Here is a 19,720-nt window from a genome sequence, read left to right as displayed (position 1 = left end):
GAAAAGAAAGCCGATCACACTTCCTTCTCCCCTCGGGAGAAGCTGCCCCGCAGGGGCGGATGAGGGGCGCCTCAGAGGGATATCACTGCCAGCGATGGCAAGCGCGTCGCCACGCGCCACCAGAGTGAATCATCGGCTTCACCCTCACCCCAACTTCTTCACCCTCACCCCAACTTCCGCTTCGCACCCCCGGCCCGGGCTGGCAGCGCGGGCGCTCGAAGAGACCTGCGCAAGCAGTGCCTTCTCGCCCCGCTGGGGGGCGAAGCTTGCGCTGCTTGGTGTTTTCAGACTTTCAGCGAACTCAAACCTCCAGCGACGCCAGATCGCCCTTGGTCTCCAGCCACTGCTTGCGATCGCCGGCGCGCTTTTTCGCCAGCAACATGTCCATCAGCGAGCGGGTCTGTTCGCCATCGTCGATGGTCAGCTGCACCAGGCGACGCGTGTCCGGATGGATGGTCGATTCGCGCAGCTGCTGCGGATTCATTTCGCCCAGGCCCTTGAAACGAGTGACGCTGACCTGGCCCTTGAGCTTCTCGCGCGCGATCTTGTCCAGCAGCGTGGTCTTTTCCTCCTCGTCCAGCGCGTAGAACACCTGCTTGCCCACGTCCACGCGGAACAGCGGCGGCATCGCCACGAACACATGGCCGGCCGCGACCAGCGCCGGGAAATGCTGCAGGAACAGCGCGGTCAGCAGGGTCGCGATATGCAGGCCGTCGGAATCGGCGTCGGCCAGGATCACCACCTTGCCGTAGCGCAGCCCGGTGATGTCGTCCTTGCCCGGGTCGCAGCCGATCGCGATCGCCAGGTTATGCACTTCCTCGGAGGCCAATACGCTGCCCGATGCCACTTCCCAGGTATTGAGGATCTTGCCGCGCAGCGGCAGGATCGCCTGGAAGTCCTTGTCGCGCGCCTGCTTGGCGGAGCCGCCGGCCGAGTCGCCCTCGACCAGGAACAATTCGGTACGCGACAGATCCTGGCTGATGCAGTCGGCCAGCTTGCCGGGCAGGGCCGGGCCCTGGGTGACCTTCTTGCGGACGATCTGCTTTTCGGTCTTCAGGCGCGCACTGGCGCGGTCGATGGCGATCTGCGCGATCTTCTCGCCGATCTCCACGTTCTGATTCAGATACAGGCTGAAGGCATCGTGCGCGGCGCCTTCGATGAAGCCGGCGGCCTGGCGCGAGGACAGGCGTTCCTTGGTCTGCCCGGAGAACTGCGGGTCGGTCATCTTCAGGCTGAGCACGAAGGTGACCCGGTCCCACACGTCTTCCGGTGCCAGCTTGACCCCGCGCGGCAGCAGGTTGCGGAAGTCGCAGAACTCGCGCAGCGCATCGGTCAGCCCCGAACGCAGGCCGTTGACGTGGGTGCCGTGCTGCGCGGTCGGGATCAGGTTGACGTAGCTTTCCTGCACCAGCTCGCCTTCCGGCACCCAGGCCGCGGCCCAGTCGACGATCTCGGTGTCCTTCTTCAGGCTGCCCACGAACAGGTCGGCCGGCAGCATCTCGTGCTCGGCCATCTCGCCCTTGAGGTAATCGCGCAGGCCGTTCTCGAAGTACCAGCTGTCCTGCTCGCCGGTGGCCTCGTCGTGCAGCTTGACGGTCAGGCCGGGACACAGCACCGCCTTGGCGCGCAGCAGATGACGCAGCGCGCGCACGTTGAACTTGGGCGTGTCGAAATACGTTGGATCGGCCCAGAAGCGCAGCCGCGTGCCGGTGTTCTTCTTGCCGACGGTGCCGACCACTTCCAGCTTGGAGGCGGCGTGGCCATCGCGGAACTCCATGCGGTGCTCGCTGCCTTCGCGTTTGATGAACAGCTCGACCTTGGTCGACAGCGCATTGACCACGCTCACGCCCACGCCATGCAGGCCGCCGGAGAAGGTGTAGTTGCGGTTGTTGAACTTGCCGCCGGCATGCAGCCGGGTCAGGATCAGCTCGACACCGGGAATCTTCTCTTCCGGGTGCATGTCCACCGGCATGCCGCGACCGTCGTCGGACACCTCGCAGCTGCCGTCCTTGTACAGGGTCACTTCGACCTGCCTGGCGTGACCGGCCAGCGCCTCGTCGACCGAGTTGTCGATCACTTCCTGCGCCAGATGGTTCGGGCGCGCAGTGTCGGTATACATGCCAGGGCGGCGTTTGACCGGGTCCAGGCCCGACAGCACTTCAATATCGGCGGCGTTATAACGGGTGTTCATGCATCTCGTTGGCACGTGAAACGACGCGCAAGTGTGGGGGCTGAGGCGATTTTTTGCACGCGCCCGGCGTTCAGTGCAGGGCGGGGTGCGGATGGATACCCTGGCATTGGATTCGGAACCAAACGTCCCCACCTGAGGATGTCACCGAACCCGGAGGACACCATGAAGTTCAAGCACATCCTGATGCTCACCCTCGGTGCTGCCGCAGTGGCCGCGCTTCCTGCCCTGGCCCGGGCGGCTCCTCAGCAGGGCGGGCAGGACGCCGGCGCCAGTGCGCAGAAGGCCGACGACGCCAAAGCCAAGACCGAAGCCGAGCGCAAGGCCGAGCGCCGTGCTGCCGCAGCGGCGCACAAGCCCAAGACCGACACTGCTCCGCGCGAGGAAGAGGAAGAAGAAAAGCCGGCGCGCTGATTCCATCTCGGGTCGGCAATACGCCACACGGACGCCCCGGCTTCGGCCGGGGCGTTTGCATTTGTGCGCCATGCACGGCGCGTTCTTTGCCGCTGTGGCGACATGATCGTCACGCAACCCTTGGGCATTCGCCCGTCACCCGCTAAACTATGGCTTTCCGGGAGGCTTCAAGCCCCATGACCCCCCTGATTTTTGTTACCGGCGGCGTAGTGTCCTCGCTAGGCAAGGGCATTGCCGCCGCTTCGCTTGCCTCCATTCTGGAAGCGCGTGGCCTGAAGGTCACGATGATGAAGCTGGATCCCTACATCAATGTGGATCCGGGCACGATGAGCCCGTTCCAGCATGGCGAGGTCTACGTCACCGACGACGGCGCCGAGACCGACCTGGATCTGGGTCACTACGAGCGTTACGTGCGCACGCGGTTGTCGCGCAAGAACTCGGTCACCACCGGCCGGATCTACGAGAACGTGATCCGCAAGGAGCGTCGCGGCGATTATCTGGGCGCCACCGTGCAGGTGATTCCGCACATCACCGACGAGATTCGTCGTTGCATCGACGAGGCCACCGCCGGGTTCGACGTGGCGCTGATCGAGATCGGCGGCACTGTCGGCGACATCGAGTCGCTGCCGTTCCTGGAAGCGATCCGCCAGGTACGCACCGAGCGTGGTGCCGAGAAGGCCATGTTCATGCACCTTACCCTGGTGCCGTACATCGCCGCCGCCGGTGAGTTGAAGACCAAGCCGACCCAGCACTCGGTCAAGGAGCTGCGCTCGATCGGTATCCAGCCGGACGTGCTGCTGTGCCGTTCCGAGCAGGCGGTGCCGGATTCGGAGCGCCGCAAGATCGCGTTGTTCACCAACGTTTCCGAGCGCGCGGTGATCAGCTGCCCCGATATCGATGTGCTGTACGGCATGCCGCTGGAGCTGCGTCGCCAGGGCCTGGACGAACTGGTCATTGATCAGTTCAAGCTGCGCGACAAGGTGGCTGCGCCCGACCTGTCCGAATGGGCTGCGGTGGTGGATGCGGTCAAGCATCCGCTGGACGAGGTCACCATTGCGGTGGTCGGCAAGTACGTCGATCACCAGGATGCCTACAAGTCGGTGGCCGAAGCGCTGCGGCACGGCGGCCTGCGCCAGCGCACCAAGGTCAACCTGAAGTGGCTGGAGGCGCAGGATCTGGAAGGCAGCGACATGGCGGCGCTGCAGGGTATCGACGGCATTCTGGTGCCGGGGGGCTTCGGCGACCGTGGCTTCGAAGGCAAGGTGCTCACCTCCAAGTACGCCCGCGAGCACAAGGTGCCGTACTTCGGCATCTGCTACGGCATGCAGGCGGCGGTGGTGGACTATGCCCGCCACGTGGCCGATCTGGACGCAGCCAACAGCACCGAGAACGATCGCCAGTCGCCGCACCCGGTGATCGGCCTGATCACCGAATGGCGCACCGCCACCGGCGAAGTGGAAAAGCGCGACGAGAAGTCCGACCTGGGTGGCACCATGCGGCTGGGTCTGCAGGAGCAGCGGCTCAAGCCGGGCACGCTGGCGCGCGAGGTGTACGGCAAGGATGTGGTCGCCGAGCGTCACCGCCACCGCTACGAGTTCAACAACCGCTACCGCACCCAGCTGGAAGACGCCGGCCTGGTGATCTCTGGCAAGTCGATGGACGACACCCTGGTGGAGATGGTGGAGCTGCCGCGCGATGCGCACCCGTGGTTCCTGGCCTGCCAGGCGCATCCGGAATTCCTGTCCACCCCGCGCGACGGGCATCCGCTGTTCATTGGCTTCGTGCGCGCTGCGCGCGAGAAGAAGGCGGGCGGAAAACTGCTGAAGGAAGCGCGTGCCTGAGCCACTCCTTCTCCCGTCGGGAGAAGCTGGCGCGCAGCGCCGGATGAGGGGCGTCGCAACGCACCGGAAGATGGCAGCCATGACGGACGCGTCGCCACGCGTCAGCCAGGGCAAACCATCGCACGTCAGCAGCGCTTCGCAACCGTACCCGCACACCAACTCCTCTCCCGACGGGAGAGGGGCTTTAATCAATAGGTGACCTGATGAAACTGTGTGACTTTGACGTTGGCCTGGATCAGCCGTTGTTCCTGATCGCCGGCCCCTGCGTGATCGAGTCGATGCAGCTGCAGCTCGACGTGGCCGGCAAGCTCAAGGAGATCACCGGCAAGCTGGGGATCAACTTCATCTTCAAGTCGAGCTTCGACAAGGCCAACCGCACCTCCGGTACGAGCTTTCGCGGCCCGGGCCTGGAAGAGGGCCTGAAGGTGCTGGCTGCGGTAAAGCAGCAGATCGGCGTGCCGGTGCTGACCGACGTGCACGAATACACCCCGATGAACGAGGTCGCCGCCGTCGTCGACGTGCTGCAGACCCCGGCCTTCCTGGTGCGCCAGACCGATTTCATCAAGAACGTCTGCGCCGCCGGCAAGCCGGTCAACATCAAGAAGGGCCAGTTCCTGGCGCCGTGGGACATGAAGCCGGTGGTCGACAAGGCCAAGTCGACCGGCAACGAGCAGATCATGGTCTGCGAGCGTGGCGCCTCGTTCGGCTACAACAATCTGGTCAGCGACATGCGCTCGCTGAGCGTGATGCGCGACACCGGCTGCCCGGTGGTGTTCGATGCCACCCATTCTGTGCAGTTGCCGGGCGGGCAGGGCAGCAGTTCCGGCGGCCAGCGCGAGTTCGTGCCGGTGCTGGCGCGCGCGGCGGTGGCGGTGGGCATTTCCGGCCTGTTTGCCGAAACCCATCCGGATCCGTCCAAGGCCTTGTCGGACGGCCCCAACGCCTGGCCGCTGGACAAGATGGAAGCCTTGCTGGAGACGCTGCTGGCGCTGGACAGCATCACCAAGCGTCACGGCTTTCTCGAGCAAGGCGTCTGATCAGGCGATGCAGTGGAGCACGCGGCCGCTGCTGCGTGGTCCCTTATCGCTGCAGGTGCGGATGCGCAATGTGCCGGCACGCGTTGAACGATGCCGCGTGCGGCTGCAGCTGAACCAACTGCACTGCGCTGTCCGCAGCGGCGGCCACGCACGGTTGCGGCGCGCGGATGTGGCTCCAGCGCGGCGGCCGCGCGATCACGCCATTTGGCAAGCCGCAGTCCTGCGGCGATAATCCGACAGCTTGTTTCCGGTGTACTTCCCCCTTACTGGTAACCGATCGACCTATGACCACTATCGCCAAGATCCTCGCCCGCGAAATCCTCGACTCCCGCGGCAATCCCACGCTGGAGGCCGAAGTCACGCTGGACGACGGCTCGTTCGGCCGCGCCGCCGTGCCCTCGGGCGCCTCGACCGGCACCAAGGAAGCGGTGGAACTGCGCGATGGCGACAAGACCCGCTACCTGGGCAAGGGCGTGCTGCATGCGGTGCAGAACGTCAACGGCACCATCGCCGAGACGCTCAAGGGCTTCGACGCGGCCGACCAGCAGGGCCTGGACCGCCGCCTGATCGACCTGGACGGCACCGAGAACAAGGGGCGCCTGGGCGCGAATGCGCTGCTGGGTGTTTCTCTGGCCGCCGCGCATGCCGTGGCCGCCTCGCGCAAGCAGCCGCTGTGGCAGTACCTGTCCACCATCACCGAGTCCGACGTGGCACTGCCGGTGCCGATGATGAACATCATCAACGGCGGCGCGCATGCCGACAACAACGTCGACTTCCAGGAGTTCATGGTGCTGCCGGTCGGCTGCAGCTCGTTCTCCGAAGCGCTGCGTGCCGGCACCGAAATCTTCCACGCGCTCAAGTCGGTGCTCAAGGGCCATGGCCTGAGCACGGCGGTGGGCGACGAAGGCGGCTTTGCGCCGGACTTCCGCAGCAATGTCGAAGCGCTGGACACCATCCTCGAGGCGATCGGCAAGGCCGGCTACACCGCGGGCGAAGACGTGCTGCTGGGCCTGGACGTGGCCTCCAGCGAGTTCTACGACAACGGCAAGTACAACCTGGTCGGCGAGAACAAGCGCCTGACCAGCGAGCAGTTCGTCGACTTCCTGGCCGACTGGGTCGCGCAGTACCCGATCATCAGCATCGAAGACGGCCTGGCCGAGGATGACTGGGCCGGCTGGAAGCTGCTCACTGACCGCGTCGGCAAGAAGGTGCAGCTGGTCGGCGACGATCTGTTCGTCACCAACCCGAAGATCTTCAAGCAGGGCATCGACTCGGGCACCGCCAACGCGATCCTGATCAAGGTCAACCAGATCGGCACGCTGACCGAGACGCTGGAAGCCATTGCGATGGCGCATGCGGCCAACTATGCCTCGATCGTCTCGCACCGCTCGGGCGAAACCGAAGACACCACCATCGCCGACATCGCCGTGGCCACCACCGCCACGCAGATCAAGACCGGCTCGCTGTGCCGCAGCGACCGCGTCGCCAAGTACAACCAGTTGCTGCGCATCGAGCAGGCGCTGGGCTCCGGCGCACGTTACGCCGGCCGCGACGCGTTCGTTTCGCTCAAGCGCTAAGCCGTGCGCAACTGGCGCTGGCTACTGCTGGTGCTGGCGGTGCTGCTGGCTTGGCTGCAGTACCGCTTCTGGTTCGGGCCTGGGAATTCCGGCGAAGTGATGATGCTGGAAGCCCAGGTCGCGCATCAGACACAGGACAACGAAGGTCTGCGCCAACGCAACCAGGCGTTGGCAGCAGAGGTGAAGGATTTGAAGGACGGCGAGGCGGCAATCGAAGAGCGCGCGCGCAGCGAACTGGGCATGATCAAACCGGGCGAGACGTTCTATCGCGTGGTCGAGGATGCACCGCCGCTGCCGCCCGCAGTGGCCGCGCCGTCCGCTGCTCCCGTCGAGCCTGACGCTCCGGCGGAACAGCCATGACCGGTTCGATCTGGGCGATCGTGCCGGCCGCCGGGCGCGGCACGCGCTTTGGTGGGCAGACCCCCAAGCAATATCTGTCCGCTGCCGGGCAACCGCTGATGGCCTACACGCTGGCGGCGCTTGCCGCGCATCCGGTGGTGGCCGGCATCGTGGTGGCCATCGCGCCCGACGATGCGGATTGGCCGGGCTGGACTTCGGTGCAGGACAAGCCGGTGCTGACCTGCGTCGGCGGCGGGACACGTGCGGCATCGGTACTGGCCGGATTGCTGGCCCTGCCGGAGAGCGTGCGGGCCGATGACTTTGTGCTGGTGCACGATGCCGCGCGGCCCAATCTGGCGCTGGCCGATCTGGAGCGTCTGCTGGAAATCGGCCGCGGCGATCCGGTTGGCGCGATCCTGGCTGCGCCGGTGCGCGACACGCTCAAGCGTGCCGGCGACGATGGCGGCATCGATGCCACCGAGCCACGCGAGCGACTGTGGCGTGCGCTGACCCCGCAGCTGTTCCGTCGCCATCAACTGATCCGTGGCCTCACCGAGGCGTCGGCGGCCGGGGTGGACGTGACCGACGAGGCGATGGCGATAGAGCGGCTGGGATTGCGCCCGTTGTTGGTGGAAGGTGCCGAAGACAACTTCAAGGTGACCACGCCAACGGATCTGGCGCGCTTCGAATTCGAACTGGCGCGCCGCGGCGTGGCGGTGGATGCCTTGTCGCCTGCAGCCGACCCGCGCGCCGGGGCGGTCGTTGGCCACGCCGATGCGCTGTCCGCTGGTGCCCACCACGACGCCGACGCTCCCTAATCACCACGGATTACCATGTCTTTCAATTTTCGAATCGGTCAGGGCTATGACGTGCACGCGTTCGGTGCGGGCGACCACGTGATGCTGGGCGGCGTGCGCGTCGCGCACAGCCACGGCGTGCTCGCGCACAGCGATGGCGACGTGGTGTTGCACGCGCTGTGCGATGCGATGCTGGGCGCGCTGGCGCTGGGCGATATCGGTCAGCACTTTCCGCCGTCCGACGCGCGCTGGAAGGATGCCGACAGCGCGCAGTTCCTGCAGCATTGCGATCACTTGCTGCGCGAGCGTGGCTGGCGGGTCGGCAATGCCGATGTCACCGTGATCTGCGAGCGTCCCAAGATCGGCCCGCATGCGCCGGCGATGCGCGAGCGTATTGCCGGCCTGCTGGCGATCGAACTCGATGCGGTCAGCGTCAAGGCCACCACCAGCGAAAAACTCGGCTTCACCGGCCGCAGCGAGGGCATCGCCGCCCAAGCGGCGGTCTTGCTCGGCAAGATCGCCGGCTGACCGCGACTGACAAACGCCTGCGCGCACCGTCGGTGGCGCGGACGGTGCCGGGCATGGCGATCATCCCGCATACCCTGCAGTGCTGAGCCTACCGTCCACACGCATCCGACCACTGCCGGCCAGGTGTTCCAGCCGCTCCAGATCGCGGTTACCTGCGCCGGGCTCGTCTTGGCGTCGCACCGCGACACCACCGCGCCGAGGCATTCGGCACATAGCGCACGACCTGTCGGCGCGAAGGTAAATCACAGCATGAGCGACACCTCTGTTCTGCCGCGCGCGCATGGCGCTGCGGTCCTCGGCGCGGCAATGCGCAGCACGCCCGACGATTTTCAGGTCGATGAGCTGCCGGCCTTCGAGCCCACCGGCGAGGGCGAGCACCTGTTGCTCACCATCCGCAAGCGTGGGCAGAACACCGCCTATATCGCGAAAAAACTCGCGCAGTGGGCCGGGATCGCCGAGATGGGGGTCAGCTACGCCGGGCTGAAGGACCGCCATGCGGTGACCACGCAGCGCTTCAGCGTGCATCTGCCCAAGCGCATCGCGCCGGAACTCGCCGCGCTCGACGACGATGAGATGCAGGTCATCGCCAGCACCTGGCACAACCGCAAGCTGCAACGCGGCGCACTGCTGGGCAATCGTTTCGTGTTGACGTTGCGCCAGGTGCTGGGCGAGCGCGCGGCGATCGAACAGCGCCTGCAGGCGATCGCCGCGCGCGGTATCCCGAACTGGTTTGGCGAACAGCGTTTCGGCCGCGACGGCGGCAACGTGGCCTCCGCGCTGGCGATGTTCGGTTATGTGTCCAATGCCGACGGCACCTTGTCGGCGGCGCCGGCATCCAGGCGGCGGCTGCGCAACGACCAACGCTCGATGCTGCTGTCGGCGGCGCGCTCGGCGTTGTTCAATCGGGTGCTCACCACTCGCGTGGAGCAGGGCAACTGGGACGCCGCACTGGATGGCGAGGCGTGGATGTTGGATGGCTCGCGCAGCGTGTTCGGCCCCGAGCCGTTCACCGATGTACTGGCAGAGCGCCTGGCGCGTTTCGATATCCATCCCAGCGGGCCGTTGTGGGGCGCCGGTGAGCTGCGTTCGACCGGGCAGGCCGCGGCGATGGAGCAGGGCGCGTTGTCCGATCCGCAATCGGAGGTGCTGCGACAAGGCCTGGAGGCCGCGGGCTTGAAGCAGGAGCGCCGCGCACTGCGCTTGCGTCCGCAACAGCTGGAGTATCGCTGGCTGGATGCGGACAGCCTGCAGATCGAATTCGCACTGCCGCCGGGCTGCTACGCCACCGCGGTGCTGTGGGAGCTGGGCGAGGTCAGCGACGCCGGCCGTCTCAACCCCGGCCTGCGTTCCGACGCCTAGGCCTGCTCGGTTGTCGTTGGCCGCCCGGCATGGCGCCAACGACAACCCGGCGTGCCGACCCCCACACGCAGGACCAGCCGCAGCCGATCAACTGGCAAAACGCATCACTCCCGTAGGAGCGGACCTGGCCGCGACAGGCCTGCCCATTAACGCGTCCTTTGCGCAAGCGGATGCCTGCACCAGCGACCCGTCGCCCAATCGGCGCTAACGCCGTGCCAGCAACACCAGCAATGCTCCGGTGCCACCTTGTGTAGCCGGCGCGGAATGAAACGCAAGTACATCGTTGCGCTGACGCAGCAGGCGATCCATCAGGTTTTTCAACACCGGCGCGCCATTGTCCGACTGCAGCCCCTTGCCGTGGATGATGCGCACGCAGCCATGGTCGTGCGCATGCGCTCCCAGCAGGAACTGCCGCAGCAGGGATTCGGCCTGCGCGGCGGTGGCGCCATGCAGGTCCAGTTCGTCCTGGATCGAGAACTGACCGCGCTTGAGCCGTTGAAACAATCGGGTGGGAAGATTCTCGCGCCGGTAGCTGGCGGTATCGCCCGCCTCCAGCGGCGCACTGTCGCGCAGCAGACGCGCGAATTCGGTGTGCGCTTCCGCATCGTCGCGCTCGGCCATGCGCGCGCGGGGCTTGGGGCGCGGCTTGGCATTGGCCGGTGGGGCGACTTCACGAATCGGCTTGACCGCGCCGATCGCTGCGCGGAACAGCGCGCCGTCGTCTTCGTCTTCAGGATGCGACATGCTCACAGCCTAACCTGCCCAACCTCAGGCGCAAGCGAAGATCAAGCGCGAAGGGCGCGGACGCATCCGGTATCATGACCCGGTTTTCCGAGGAGTCCCATGCGCGTACTGGTTAGCAACGACGACGGTGTCGACGCCCCCGGCATCCAGATTTTGGCCGAGGCGCTGCGCCATGCCGGTCATGAAGTGATGGTGGTCGCGCCCGACCGCGACCGCTCCGGCGCCAGCAATTCGCTGACGCTGGATGTGCCGATCCGCACCCGCCGCATCGACGCGCAGACCTGCGCGGTTGCCGGCACGCCCACCGACTGCGTGCATCTGGCGCTGACCGGCATGCTCGATTACGACCCGGATATCGTGGTCTCCGGCATCAACAACTCGGCCAATCTGGGCGACGACGTGATCTATTCGGGCACCGTGTCCGCCGCGATGGAAGGCCGTTTCCTCGGCCTGCCGGCGGTGGCGGTCTCGCTGGTGACGCACAATCACGAAGCGCATCACTACGAAACCGCCGCGCGCGCCGCGGTGGAGATCGTGGCACGGCTGAAGTCCGACCCGTTGCCCGCCGATACCATCCTCAACGTCAACGTGCCGGACCTGGCCTGGTCGGAGGTGCTCGGTTTCGAGGTCACCCGGCTGGGCAACCGCCACCGGTCCGAGCACTGCGTGCCGCAGCGCGACCCGCGCGGCCGCACCGTGTACTGGATCGGCCCGGCCGGGCCGGAGCAGGACGCCGGTGCCGGCACCGACTTCCATGCCGTGCGCACCGGGCATATCTCGATCACCCCGATCCATGTCGACCTGACCCGTTATCAGGCGCTGGAGACGGTGGCCGGCTGGGTGGGCGGCCTGACCGCCGCGCTGGATACGCCGGCATGACGCCGAGGCTGCGTCTGCAACCGGAATCGGTCGGGATCGGCATGACCTCGCAACGCGTGCGCGACCGGCTGGTCGAGCGCCTGCGCGAGGCCGGCATCCAGGACGAAGCGACGCTCAACGCGGTGCGCACCGTGCCGCGCCATTTGTTCATCGACGAAGCGCTGGCTTCGCGTGCCTACGAAGACACCGCCCTGCCGATCGGCCACGGCCAGACCATCTCGCAGCCCTGGGTGGTCGCGCGCATGACCGAGGCGGTGCTGCAGGTCGGCCCGACTAAAGTGCTCGAAGTGGGCACCGGCTCCGGCTACCAGGGCGCGATCCTCGCCGCGCTGGGGCTGGAGGTGTACACCGTCGAGCGCATCGGCGACCTGCTGCGGCAGGCGCGCAAGCGCTTCCGCCATCTGGGCATGAATGTGCGCAGCAAGCACGACGACGGCCGCATCGGCTGGCCCGAACATGGCCCCTACGATGCCATCGTGGTCACCGCCGCCGCCCCGGCCCTGGTCGACGCGCTGGTCGATCAGTTGGCGGTCGGCGGGCGGCTGGTCGCGCCGGTCGGTGGCGCCTCGTCGCAGTCACTGGTGCAACTCACGCGCGCTGCCGACGGCGCGATCGAGCAGCAGGTTCTGGCGCCGGTCACGTTCGTCCCGCTGTTGTCGGGCATGCTGGATTGAATCCATGAGAGTTTCTCGATGAAGATCTTCGGGCCGTTGTACGACGTGGCCATTCGTTGGTCGCGCAATCGCCGCGCTCCGGCGCTGCTGACCGGCCTCAGTTTTGTGGAAGGTTTCATCTTCCCGGTGCCGCCGGAGGTGATGCTGGCACCGATGTCGCTGGCCGAACCCAGGCGCGCATTGTGGTTCGCTACCCTGAGCCTGATCGGCTCGGTCTGCGGTGCGCTGGTCGGTTATCTGCTGGGCCATTTCGCCTTCGCCGCATTGCAGCCGCTGATCGAATGGCTGGGCTGGAGCGCCAAGATCCAGGCGCAGATCGAGACGCTGCGCACGCTGGTCGCCGATTCACCGTGGAAGGCCTTCTGGGCGCTGGTGCTGGTGGGCTTCACCCCGATTCCTTTGAAGATCTTTACCTGGGCCTCGGGCGTGGTCGGCGTGCCGATCCTGCCCTTCATCGCCAGCATGCTGGTGGGGCGCGGCAAGCGCGTGTATCTGGTGGCCGGCGCGATCCGGCTGGGTGGGGCGCGTGCCGAGGCCGCGTTGCATCGCTGGATCGAGCCGCTGGGCTGGGTGGCCATGGCCGTCCTGGCGGTGGGAGCAGGCTGGCTGGTGTGGAAGACAACCAACGGATGAGCAAGTTGCAGATGAATTCGGTACGTAAGACAGCAGTCCTGCTCGCAGTCGCCGTCGGGCTGGGCGCCTGCAGCAGCGCCACGGTAGTGCGCTCGCCCGGAGCCGGCGGTGGTTCGGCGTCCGCGCGTCCGTCCGCGGCGCCGCGTCCGTCGGTGCCGCGCCCGGGTGCGACCATCACCGTGCAGCGCGGCGACACGCTGTACGCCATCTCGCGCCGCACCAATATCACCGCGCCGGATCTGGCGGCCTGGAATGGCCTGTCCTCGCCGAACACCATCTATCCCGGCCAGACCCTTAAGCTCTATCCGCCCGGAGCCAGCAGGCCGGGCGGCAGCAGCTCCAGCGCCGGCACGGTGGTTCCGCCGCGCCCGAGTGCCCCGATCGCAGCACCGGTCAGCAGCGGATTTCCGTGGCGCTGGCCGGCCGATGGCGTGGTGGTCGGCACCTTCGTCAGCGGCGAGACCACCAAGCAGGGCGTGGATATCGCCGGCGCCAGCGGGCAGGCGGTACGTGCCGCGGCCGACGGTGTGGTGGTGTACTCCGGCGCCGGCCTGGTCGGCTACGGCGAGCTGATCATCATCAAGCACAACGACCAGTGGCTGTCCGCCTACGGACACAACCGCAAGCGCCTGCTCAACGAAGGCCAGAGCGTCAAGGCCGGCCAGCAGATCGCCGAGATGGGCCGCAGCGGCGCCGCCCGCGACATGCTGCACTTCGAGATCCGCTACAACGGCAAGCCGGTGGATCCGTTGCTGTATCTGCCTAAAAAGTGAATCGGGATTCGGGATTTGGGATTCGCAACGGCAACGGCGCTGGGCTGTCAGCGCTACTTACAAGACGCTGACAGTGGCTGGGAAATTGTTTGAGGTGTCGCTACTGCCGCTGGCATGAGAGCGACATCTGCTCCAGCCTGCAGTTGCAAATCCCCAATCCCGACTCCCTAATCCCGGCCTTCCAGAATCATCGCCAGTGCCACCCGGCGGCCTTCGCTGGCCAGCACGTTGTAGGTGCGCGCCGCGGCCGCATTGGTCATCGCTTCCAGGCCGATGCCGCGGGTCAGGCACGCTGCCAGCACGTCCGTCTTCGGGAACTGCTGCCGCTCGCCGGTGCCGAGCAGGATCACCGCCGGGGCGAGCGCCAGCACCGCGTCCATATGCGCGACCTGGAGTTGTTCCAGGCCGGAGACCGGCCAGCCTTCCACCAGCTCGTCGGGCATCAGGATGAAGCTGCGCTGCAGAATCTGGTCGTTGACCTTGGCATGGCGGCCATCGGCCGCGCGCAGCGCATAGGTGTAGTCGGGGTGTTCCTGGCTTAAAGGCATGTCGAACTCGTCGGGTCAGCCGCGCGGCAGCACGATCTGACGCTTTTCCTTGCTGGGGCGGTACAGGATGGCGACATGGCCGATCCGCTGCACCAGCGCGCTGCCGGTCTTCTCGGTCAGTTCGGCGATCATGGCGTCACGGGCCTCGCGATCCTTCGATGTCACCTTCACCTTGATCAGTTCGTGGCGCTCGAGCACTTCCTCGAGTTCGGCCAGAAATGCCGGCGTGACCCCTTTGCCGCCGGTTTGCAGCAGTGCCTTGAGATCGTGGGCCTGGCCGCGCAGGAAACGGTTCTGGGCGGAGGTGAGAACAATGGACATGCAGGATCAAAGGGAAGCAAAGGGTGTTCAGGGTATCATGGCGACCCGTTCAGACCCCTTTGCCGATGCCTTCCCGTAGTAAAAGCAGCCAGCGCTGGCTCAAGGAACACTTCGCCGATCCGTTCGTCAAGAAGGCGCAGGCCGAAGGCATGCGCTCGCGTGCGGCCTACAAGCTGGAAGAACTGCTCCAGCGCGACCGCCTGCTCAAGCCGGGCATGGTGGTGGTCGACCTGGGCGCGGCGCCGGGCGGCTGGTCGCAGCAGGTGCGCAAGTCCATGGGCGACAGCGGCAGGGTGGTGGCGCTGGATATCCTGGAGATGCCGCCGCTGGCCGGCGTGGAGTTCCTTCACGGCGACTTCAGGGAGCAAACCGTCCTATCGGAATTCGAGGCGATGCTGGGCGATGTGCCGGTGGACCTTGTGCTGTCCGATATGGCCCCCAATAAGAGTGGCATGGATGCGGTCGACCAACCGCGGATGATGCACCTGGCGGAACTGGCGATGGAATTTGCCGACACCCACCTCAAACCGGGCGGGGCGTTCTTGATCAAGCTGTTCCAGGGTGTCGGGTCCGACGACTACATTCGTGAGCTTCGCCGCCGCTATGACAAGGTGACGATTCGCAAGCCGGCGGCCTCGCGCAAGCGCTCCCCGGAAGTTTATGCGCTCGGTCAGGGCAAGCGTGCCCAGATCAAGTAAGCTGCCAATGACCACCGTGTTTCAAGAATTGAAGAGTAGAGGGCACCGGAGCCAATGAGGATGAACGACTTGACCAAGAATCTGCTGCTGTGGGTGGTCGTCGCGGTTGTGCTGATGGTCGTCTTCCAGAGCTTTTCGCCGCGGATGGCGGGCGGTGTCGGCCCCGACTCGATCACCTACACCCAGTTCCTGAAGGAAGTGGACTCAGGCCGTGTTAAATCGGTGGACTACACCGACGAGACCAACCTGGCGGTCAACGCGATCCGCTTCAAGCGCACCGACGGCAGCGAAGCCACCGTTTACGGCCCGCGCGACGACAAGCTGGTTGACGTGCTGTATAGCAAGAACATCGAAATGACCCGCCAGAAGCCCTCCACCGGGCCTGGCTTCTGGTCGCTGGTGCTCAACTTCCTGCCGGTCATCCTGATCATCGGCTTCTGGCTGTTCATCATGCGCCAGATGCAGGGCGGTGGCGGCGGTGCCAAGGGTGCGATGAGCTTCGGCAAGTCGCGCGCCAAGCTGCAGGGCGAGGACCAGGTCAAGATCACCTTTGCCGACGTTGCCGGCTGCGACGAGGCCAAGGAAGAAGTCGGCGAACTGGTCGATTTCCTGCGCGACCCGACCAAGTTCACCAAGCTGGGCGGCAAGATTCCGCGCGGCGTGCTGATGGTGGGCCCGCCGGGTACCGGTAAGACGCTGCTCGCCAAGGCGATCGCTGGCGAAGCCAAGGTGCCGTTCTTCAGCATTTCCGGCTCGGACTTCGTGGAAATGTTCGTCGGCGTGGGTGCCAGCCGCGTACGCGACATGTTCGAGCAGGCCAAGAAGCATGCGCCGTGCATCATCTTCATCGACGAAATCGATGCGGTGGGCCGTCATCGCGGCGCCGGTCTCGGCGGCGGGCATGACGAGCGCGAGCAGACCCTGAACCAGTTGCTGGTCGAGATGGATGGTTTCGAAGGCGGCGAAGGCGTGATCGTGATAGCAGCGACCAACCGTCCCGACGTGCTGGATCCGGCGCTGCTGCGTCCGGGCCGTTTCGACCGTCAGGTCGTGGTCGGCCTGCCGGACGTCAAGGGCCGCGAGCAGATCCTGCGCGTGCACATGCGCAAGCTGCCGCTGGCCGACGACGTGGTGCCGATGGTCATCGCACGCGGTACGCCGGGCTTCTCCGGTGCCGATCTGGCCAACCTGTGTAACGAGGCGGCGTTGTTTGCCGCGCGTGGCAGCGAGAAGGAAGTCCGCATGGACCACTTCGACCGTGCCCGCGACAAGATCCTGATGGGTGCCGAGCGCCGCTCGATGGCCATGAGCGAGGACGAGAAGACGCTCACCGCCTATCACGAGGCAGGCCACGCCATCGTCGGCCGTCTGGTGCCCGAGCATGACCCGGTCTACAAGGTCACGATCATTCCGCGCGGTCGCGCCCTGGGCGTGACGATGTATTTGCCGGAAGGCGACCGCTACTCGATGAACCGCGTGGCGATCGAGTCGCAGCTGTGCTCGCTGTACGGCGGCCGCGTTGCCGAAGAGCTGATCTTCGGCGGCGACAAGGTCACCACCGGTGCGTCCAATGACATCGAGCGTGCGACCAAGATGGCGCGCAACATGGTGACCAAGTGGGGCCTATCCGACGAGCTCGGCCCGGTGGCCTACGGCGAGGAAGAAGACGAGGTGTTCCTGGGGCGTTCGGTCACTCAGCACAAGAACGTCTCCGACGAGACCGCGCGCATGATCGACGAAGTGGTGCGCTCGATCCTGGACAAGGCCTACAGCAAGACCAAGGCGATCCTCACCGAGAACCTGGACAAGCTGCATGCGATGTCGCAGCTGCTGCTGCAGTACGAGACCATCGACGTGCCGCAGATCGACGCCATCATGGAAGGCCGCGAGCCGCCGCCGCCGGCAGGCTGGGGCAAGTCCGACAAGGACGGTGGCAACAACAATGACAAGGGTAGCCCGCGTCCGTTGCCGCCGATTGCCGGGCCGGCCGAGCAGCTGTAACCCAACGCATCGGTCAGCTGCAGCAGCATTCGTCAAGGCCGGGAAGCGATTCCCGGCCTTGATGCGTTATAGCGCCGCATCGCCCTGTCGGCGCTCATCGCAACCATCCAAGGAGACACCATCGATGTTCGACACCGCCCTCAAGCTGGATTGCGCCGGTCGCGAGCTGCGACTGGATGCGCCGCAGGTGATGGGGATCGTCAATGTCACGCCGGACTCATTTTCCGACGGCGGCCAGCACGCAAGTTGCGAGGCCGCCATCGCGCATGGCCTGGGTCTGGTCGAGCAAGGCGCTACGGTGCTGGATATCGGTGGTGAATCCACCCGTCCCGGTGCCACGCCGGTATCGCTGGAGGAGGAACTGCAGCGCGTGATCCCGGTGATCCAGGCATTGGCGCAGCAAACCACCGTGCCGATCAGTGTGGATACCTACAAGCCGGAGGTGATGCGCGCGGCGGTCGCGGCCGGCGCCGGCATGATCAACGACGTGCATGCGCTGCGCTCGCCGGGCGCGCTGGATTCAGCAGCCGACTTGCGGGTGCCGGTGGTGTTGATGCATGCACGCAGCGCGCCGCATGCGATGCAGGACGCGCCGCACTATGACGACGTGGTGGCCGAGGTGCATCGCTTCCTGGCCGAGCGCATCTTCGCGGCCGAAATGGCCGGGATCGACAAGCGCCGCTTGATCCTCGACCCGGGTTTCGGCTTTGACAAGACCACCACGCATAATTTGACCGTGCTGGCGCAGTTGCAGCGCCTGCAGGAGTTTGGCCTGCCGGTGCTGGCGGGGCTGTCGCGCAAGCGCAGCATCGGCGAGCTAACCGGGCGCCAGGTCGCCGCTGAGCGCGTATACGGCTCGGTCGCCGCGCATCTGATCGCCGCCCAGCGCGGCGCGATGTTGCTGCGCGTGCATGATGTGGCCGCCACCGTGGATGCCCTGAAGGTGTGGAGCGCGATGGCGGCGATTCCGCTGCCGCGCGTGAGCGCGCCGGCGGCACCGGGCATTCGCTGGCCGGACGAGGACTGATGCCGGCCGACCGCCGCCCGCTGGCGATTGCGCTGATGGGGCCGACCGCCAGCGGCAAGACCGCGCTGGCACTGGACGCCGCGCAGCGCTGGAACGGCGAGATCGTCAGCGTCGATTCGGCGCTGGTGTATCGCGGCCTGGACATCGGCGCGGCCAAGCCGGATGCGGCGATGCGCGCGGCGATGCCGCATCACCTGATCGATCTGCGCGAGCCCTGGCAGATCTATTCGGCGGCGGAATTCGCCAGCGATGCGCGGCAGGCGATCGAGCAAATCGTGGCGCGCGGCAAGCTGCCGATTCTGGCCGGCGGCACCGGGCTGTACTTCCGCGCCTTGCTGGAAGGGCTGTCGCAGTTGCCCGAGGCCGACCCGGCGGTGCGCGCGGCGATCGCAGCCGAAGCCGGCGAACTTGGCTGGGCCCGGATGCACGCACGACTGGCGGACGTCGACCCGGTCGCGGCGGCGCGGATCCATACCACCGATCCGCAGCGGATCCAGCGCGCCCTGGAGGTCTACCGCATCAGCGGCAGGCCGATCAGCTACTGGCAGGCGCTGCCGCCGGGCCAGCGCTTGCCGGTGCGGGTGCTGAAGGTGGTGCTGGCGCCGCGCGAGCGCGCGGTGCTGCATGCACGCATCGAACAGCGCCTGGACACGATGCTGGCGCAGGATTTCCTGGCCGAGGTGGAACGTCTGCGGGCACTGCCGCAACTGCGTGCGGTCGCCGCGCCGCTGGATCTGCCCGCGGTGCGCGCGGTGGGGTACCGCCAGGCCTGGGAGTATCTGGATGGGGCCGGTCGCCTGGCCGATTTCCGCGACAAGGCGGTGCAGGCCACCCGTCAACTGGCCAAGCGGCAACTCACCTGGCTGCGTGGCGAGCTCGACGCGCGCTGGTTCGACCCGGAGCATGACGGCCAACGATTGGAAAGCGCACTTGTCGGCTTCCTCGGTCAACGTCCCGCTGTACGGCAGGCTTCAGGCGTGTAACATCCCGTTTCCGGGGCCGGCTGGGGATGGCAGGTGTCGACCGGGACTATAAGAACAATAATGAAGAGGAGTTTTCGATGGCTAAGGGGCAATCTTTACAGGATCCATTCCTCAACGCGCTGCGGCGCGAGCGGGTGCCGGTCTCTGTGTATCTGGTCAACGGCATCAAGCTGCAGGGCACGATCGAGTCGTTCGACCAGTTCGTGGTCCTGCTGCGCAATACCGTGAGTCAGATGGTCTACAAGCACGCCATCTCCACGGTCGTGCCGGCGCGCAATGTGCGCGTGGGACCAGGTGGTGGGTATGTGCAATCCAATGAAGGCAACCAGGCGGAAGATGACGACGTCGAGCAGTAATGG

21 protein-coding genes are annotated in these 19,720 nt (G+C 66.2%); 17 read left to right on the top strand and 4 right to left on the bottom strand.

Translation table 11 applies throughout. The features are described from left to right. Positions 1-301 precede the first annotated feature (301 nt). Positions 302-2,191: a DNA topoisomerase IV subunit B gene (gene parE / locus XARJCFBP2528_RS18265; RefSeq protein ID WP_047124977.1), complete on the bottom strand. Its 1,890-nt coding sequence runs from the start codon at positions 2,189-2,191 to the stop codon at positions 302-304. 162 nt (positions 2,192-2,353) lie between these two features. Here parE and XARJCFBP2528_RS18260 point away from each other — a divergent pair, with 162 nt between their 5' ends. The 8 genes from XARJCFBP2528_RS18260 (at position 2,354) to truD (ending at position 10,080) form a co-directional block, all read left to right on the top strand. Beyond that, entirely contained in the window at positions 2,354-2,602 is a 249-nt protein-coding gene (locus XARJCFBP2528_RS18260) for a hypothetical protein (protein ID WP_047125010.1), read from the top strand. Between the two features lie 176 nt (positions 2,603-2,778). Beyond that, complete coding sequence (pyrG, locus tag XARJCFBP2528_RS18255; protein WP_047124976.1) at positions 2,779-4,443, top strand: CTP synthase; 1,665 nt, start codon at positions 2,779-2,781, stop codon at positions 4,441-4,443. A gap of 203 nt (positions 4,444-4,646) precedes the next feature. Continuing rightward, positions 4,647-5,480, top strand: coding sequence for a 3-deoxy-8-phosphooctulonate synthase (gene kdsA, locus XARJCFBP2528_RS18250; protein ID WP_016904019.1), 834 nt, complete (start codon positions 4,647-4,649; stop codon positions 5,478-5,480). A 284-nt stretch (positions 5,481-5,764) separates the two neighbouring features. Continuing rightward, entirely contained in the window at positions 5,765-7,057 is a 1,293-nt protein-coding gene (gene eno, locus XARJCFBP2528_RS18245) for a phosphopyruvate hydratase (RefSeq protein WP_016904017.1), read from the top strand. Between the two features lie 3 nt (positions 7,058-7,060). Beyond that, positions 7,061-7,417, top strand: a complete 357-nt coding sequence (gene ftsB / locus XARJCFBP2528_RS18240; RefSeq protein ID WP_016904016.1) for a cell division protein FtsB — start codon at positions 7,061-7,063, stop codon at positions 7,415-7,417. Then, on the top strand, positions 7,414-8,214 hold the full coding sequence (ispD, locus tag XARJCFBP2528_RS18235; RefSeq protein ID WP_016904015.1) for a 2-C-methyl-D-erythritol 4-phosphate cytidylyltransferase: 801 nt from the start codon (positions 7,414-7,416) through the stop codon (positions 8,212-8,214). The genes ftsB and ispD overlap by 4 nt, the downstream gene beginning before the upstream one ends. A gap of 15 nt (positions 8,215-8,229) precedes the next feature. Next, complete coding sequence (gene ispF, locus XARJCFBP2528_RS18230; protein ID WP_016904014.1) at positions 8,230-8,721, top strand: 2-C-methyl-D-erythritol 2,4-cyclodiphosphate synthase; 492 nt, start codon at positions 8,230-8,232, stop codon at positions 8,719-8,721. Positions 8,722-8,970: 249 nt separating this feature from the next. Next, on the top strand, positions 8,971-10,080 hold the full coding sequence (truD, locus tag XARJCFBP2528_RS18225; RefSeq protein WP_016904013.1) for a tRNA pseudouridine(13) synthase TruD: 1,110 nt from the start codon (positions 8,971-8,973) through the stop codon (positions 10,078-10,080). A gap of 204 nt (positions 10,081-10,284) precedes the next feature. On the opposite strand, the gene XARJCFBP2528_RS18220 is transcribed toward truD, so the two are convergent. Beyond that, positions 10,285-10,824, bottom strand: a complete 540-nt coding sequence (locus tag XARJCFBP2528_RS18220) for a Smr/MutS family protein (RefSeq protein WP_016904012.1) — start codon at positions 10,822-10,824, stop codon at positions 10,285-10,287. A gap of 99 nt (positions 10,825-10,923) precedes the next feature. Here XARJCFBP2528_RS18220 and surE point away from each other — a divergent pair, with 99 nt between their 5' ends. From surE to XARJCFBP2528_RS18200, 4 genes are read left to right on the top strand one after another with little or no spacing between them, the layout of a single operon-like run. Further along, the gene (surE, locus tag XARJCFBP2528_RS18215; RefSeq protein WP_016904011.1) at positions 10,924-11,703 is read left to right on the top strand and encodes a 5'/3'-nucleotidase SurE; all 780 of its coding nucleotides are present in this window, start codon (positions 10,924-10,926) and stop codon (positions 11,701-11,703) included. Then, complete coding sequence (locus XARJCFBP2528_RS18210; protein ID WP_016904010.1) at positions 11,700-12,377, top strand: protein-L-isoaspartate(D-aspartate) O-methyltransferase; 678 nt, start codon at positions 11,700-11,702, stop codon at positions 12,375-12,377. The genes surE and XARJCFBP2528_RS18210 overlap by 4 nt, the downstream gene beginning before the upstream one ends. An 18-nt stretch (positions 12,378-12,395) precedes the next feature. After that, on the top strand, positions 12,396-13,010 hold the full coding sequence (locus tag XARJCFBP2528_RS18205) for a YqaA family protein (protein WP_016904009.1): 615 nt from the start codon (positions 12,396-12,398) through the stop codon (positions 13,008-13,010). After that, positions 13,007-13,783, top strand: coding sequence for a peptidoglycan DD-metalloendopeptidase family protein (locus XARJCFBP2528_RS18200; RefSeq protein WP_016904008.1), 777 nt, complete (start codon positions 13,007-13,009; stop codon positions 13,781-13,783). The genes XARJCFBP2528_RS18205 and XARJCFBP2528_RS18200 overlap by 4 nt, the downstream gene beginning before the upstream one ends. Positions 13,784-13,950: 167 nt before the next feature. Here XARJCFBP2528_RS18200 and XARJCFBP2528_RS18195 read toward each other — a convergent pair whose 3' ends face one another. After that, a complete protein-coding gene (locus XARJCFBP2528_RS18195; protein WP_016904007.1) occupies positions 13,951-14,331 on the bottom strand; it encodes an Mth938-like domain-containing protein in 381 nt (126 codons plus the stop codon). A gap of 15 nt (positions 14,332-14,346) precedes the next feature. Beyond that, complete coding sequence (gene yhbY, locus XARJCFBP2528_RS18190; protein WP_016904006.1) at positions 14,347-14,652, bottom strand: ribosome assembly RNA-binding protein YhbY; 306 nt, start codon at positions 14,650-14,652, stop codon at positions 14,347-14,349. Positions 14,653-14,717: 65 nt separating this feature from the next. Between yhbY and rlmE the strand changes: the two genes are divergently transcribed. The 5 genes from rlmE (at position 14,718) to hfq (ending at position 19,717) form a co-directional block, all read left to right on the top strand. Further along, the gene (gene rlmE / locus XARJCFBP2528_RS18185) at positions 14,718-15,350 is read left to right on the top strand and encodes a 23S rRNA (uridine(2552)-2'-O)-methyltransferase RlmE (RefSeq protein WP_016904005.1); all 633 of its coding nucleotides are present in this window, start codon (positions 14,718-14,720) and stop codon (positions 15,348-15,350) included. Between the two features lie 60 nt (positions 15,351-15,410). Next, positions 15,411-17,351 carry an ATP-dependent zinc metalloprotease FtsH gene (gene ftsH, locus XARJCFBP2528_RS18180; RefSeq protein ID WP_016904004.1) on the top strand — a complete coding sequence of 647 codons (1,941 nt, stop codon included), beginning with the start codon at positions 15,411-15,413 and terminating at the stop codon, positions 17,349-17,351. 124 nt (positions 17,352-17,475) lie between these two features. Next, positions 17,476-18,378: a dihydropteroate synthase gene (gene folP / locus XARJCFBP2528_RS18175; RefSeq protein ID WP_039812491.1), complete on the top strand. Its 903-nt coding sequence runs from the start codon at positions 17,476-17,478 to the stop codon at positions 18,376-18,378. Further along, positions 18,378-19,361, top strand: coding sequence for a tRNA (adenosine(37)-N6)-dimethylallyltransferase MiaA (miaA, locus tag XARJCFBP2528_RS18170; protein WP_016904845.1), 984 nt, complete (start codon positions 18,378-18,380; stop codon positions 19,359-19,361). Before folP ends, miaA begins: the two co-directional genes overlap by 1 nt. A gap of 77 nt (positions 19,362-19,438) precedes the next feature. Continuing rightward, complete coding sequence (gene hfq / locus XARJCFBP2528_RS18165; RefSeq protein WP_005915027.1) at positions 19,439-19,717, top strand: RNA chaperone Hfq; 279 nt, start codon at positions 19,439-19,441, stop codon at positions 19,715-19,717. The last annotated feature ends 3 nt before the right edge of the window (positions 19,718-19,720 follow it).

It is taken from the genome of Xanthomonas arboricola pv. juglandis, assembly GCF_001013475.1.
In the GTDB taxonomy this organism is placed as follows: domain Bacteria; phylum Pseudomonadota; class Gammaproteobacteria; order Xanthomonadales; family Xanthomonadaceae; genus Xanthomonas; species Xanthomonas arboricola.
Note: the sequence above shows the minus strand (reverse complement) of the source record. Positions and strands in the feature narration are given on the sequence as shown.

What these genes read in the sequence shown, in the direction of transcription:
- folP (WP_039812491.1), top strand. Translation starts at nt 17,476, where the DNA reads ATGTTCGACACCGCCCTCAAGCTGGATTGCGCCGGTCGCGAGCTGCGA.
- parE (WP_047124977.1), bottom strand. Translation starts at nt 2,191, where the DNA reads ATGAACACCCGTTATAACGCCGCCGATATTGAAGTGCTGTCGGGCCTG.
- XARJCFBP2528_RS18220 (WP_016904012.1), bottom strand. Translation starts at nt 10,824, where the DNA reads ATGTCGCATCCTGAAGACGAAGACGACGGCGCGCTGTTCCGCGCAGCG.
- surE (WP_016904011.1), top strand. Translation starts at nt 10,924, where the DNA reads ATGCGCGTACTGGTTAGCAACGACGACGGTGTCGACGCCCCCGGCATC.
- pyrG (WP_047124976.1), top strand. Translation starts at nt 2,779, where the DNA reads ATGACCCCCCTGATTTTTGTTACCGGCGGCGTAGTGTCCTCGCTAGGC.
- yhbY (WP_016904006.1), bottom strand. Translation starts at nt 14,652, where the DNA reads ATGTCCATTGTTCTCACCTCCGCCCAGAACCGTTTCCTGCGCGGCCAG.
- XARJCFBP2528_RS18260 (WP_047125010.1), top strand. Translation starts at nt 2,354, where the DNA reads ATGAAGTTCAAGCACATCCTGATGCTCACCCTCGGTGCTGCCGCAGTG.
- XARJCFBP2528_RS18210 (WP_016904010.1), top strand. Translation starts at nt 11,700, where the DNA reads ATGACGCCGAGGCTGCGTCTGCAACCGGAATCGGTCGGGATCGGCATG.
- ftsH (WP_016904004.1), top strand. Translation starts at nt 15,411, where the DNA reads ATGAACGACTTGACCAAGAATCTGCTGCTGTGGGTGGTCGTCGCGGTT.
- kdsA (WP_016904019.1), top strand. Translation starts at nt 4,647, where the DNA reads ATGAAACTGTGTGACTTTGACGTTGGCCTGGATCAGCCGTTGTTCCTG.
- XARJCFBP2528_RS18195 (WP_016904007.1), bottom strand. Translation starts at nt 14,331, where the DNA reads ATGCCTTTAAGCCAGGAACACCCCGACTACACCTATGCGCTGCGCGCG.
- rlmE (WP_016904005.1), top strand. Translation starts at nt 14,718, where the DNA reads ATGCCTTCCCGTAGTAAAAGCAGCCAGCGCTGGCTCAAGGAACACTTC.
- hfq (WP_005915027.1), top strand. Translation starts at nt 19,439, where the DNA reads ATGGCTAAGGGGCAATCTTTACAGGATCCATTCCTCAACGCGCTGCGG.
- XARJCFBP2528_RS18205 (WP_016904009.1), top strand. Translation starts at nt 12,396, where the DNA reads ATGAAGATCTTCGGGCCGTTGTACGACGTGGCCATTCGTTGGTCGCGC.
- miaA (WP_016904845.1), top strand. Translation starts at nt 18,378, where the DNA reads ATGCCGGCCGACCGCCGCCCGCTGGCGATTGCGCTGATGGGGCCGACC.
- XARJCFBP2528_RS18200 (WP_016904008.1), top strand. Translation starts at nt 13,007, where the DNA reads ATGAGCAAGTTGCAGATGAATTCGGTACGTAAGACAGCAGTCCTGCTC.
- ispD (WP_016904015.1), top strand. Translation starts at nt 7,414, where the DNA reads ATGACCGGTTCGATCTGGGCGATCGTGCCGGCCGCCGGGCGCGGCACG.
- ispF (WP_016904014.1), top strand. Translation starts at nt 8,230, where the DNA reads ATGTCTTTCAATTTTCGAATCGGTCAGGGCTATGACGTGCACGCGTTC.
- eno (WP_016904017.1), top strand. Translation starts at nt 5,765, where the DNA reads ATGACCACTATCGCCAAGATCCTCGCCCGCGAAATCCTCGACTCCCGC.
- truD (WP_016904013.1), top strand. Translation starts at nt 8,971, where the DNA reads ATGAGCGACACCTCTGTTCTGCCGCGCGCGCATGGCGCTGCGGTCCTC.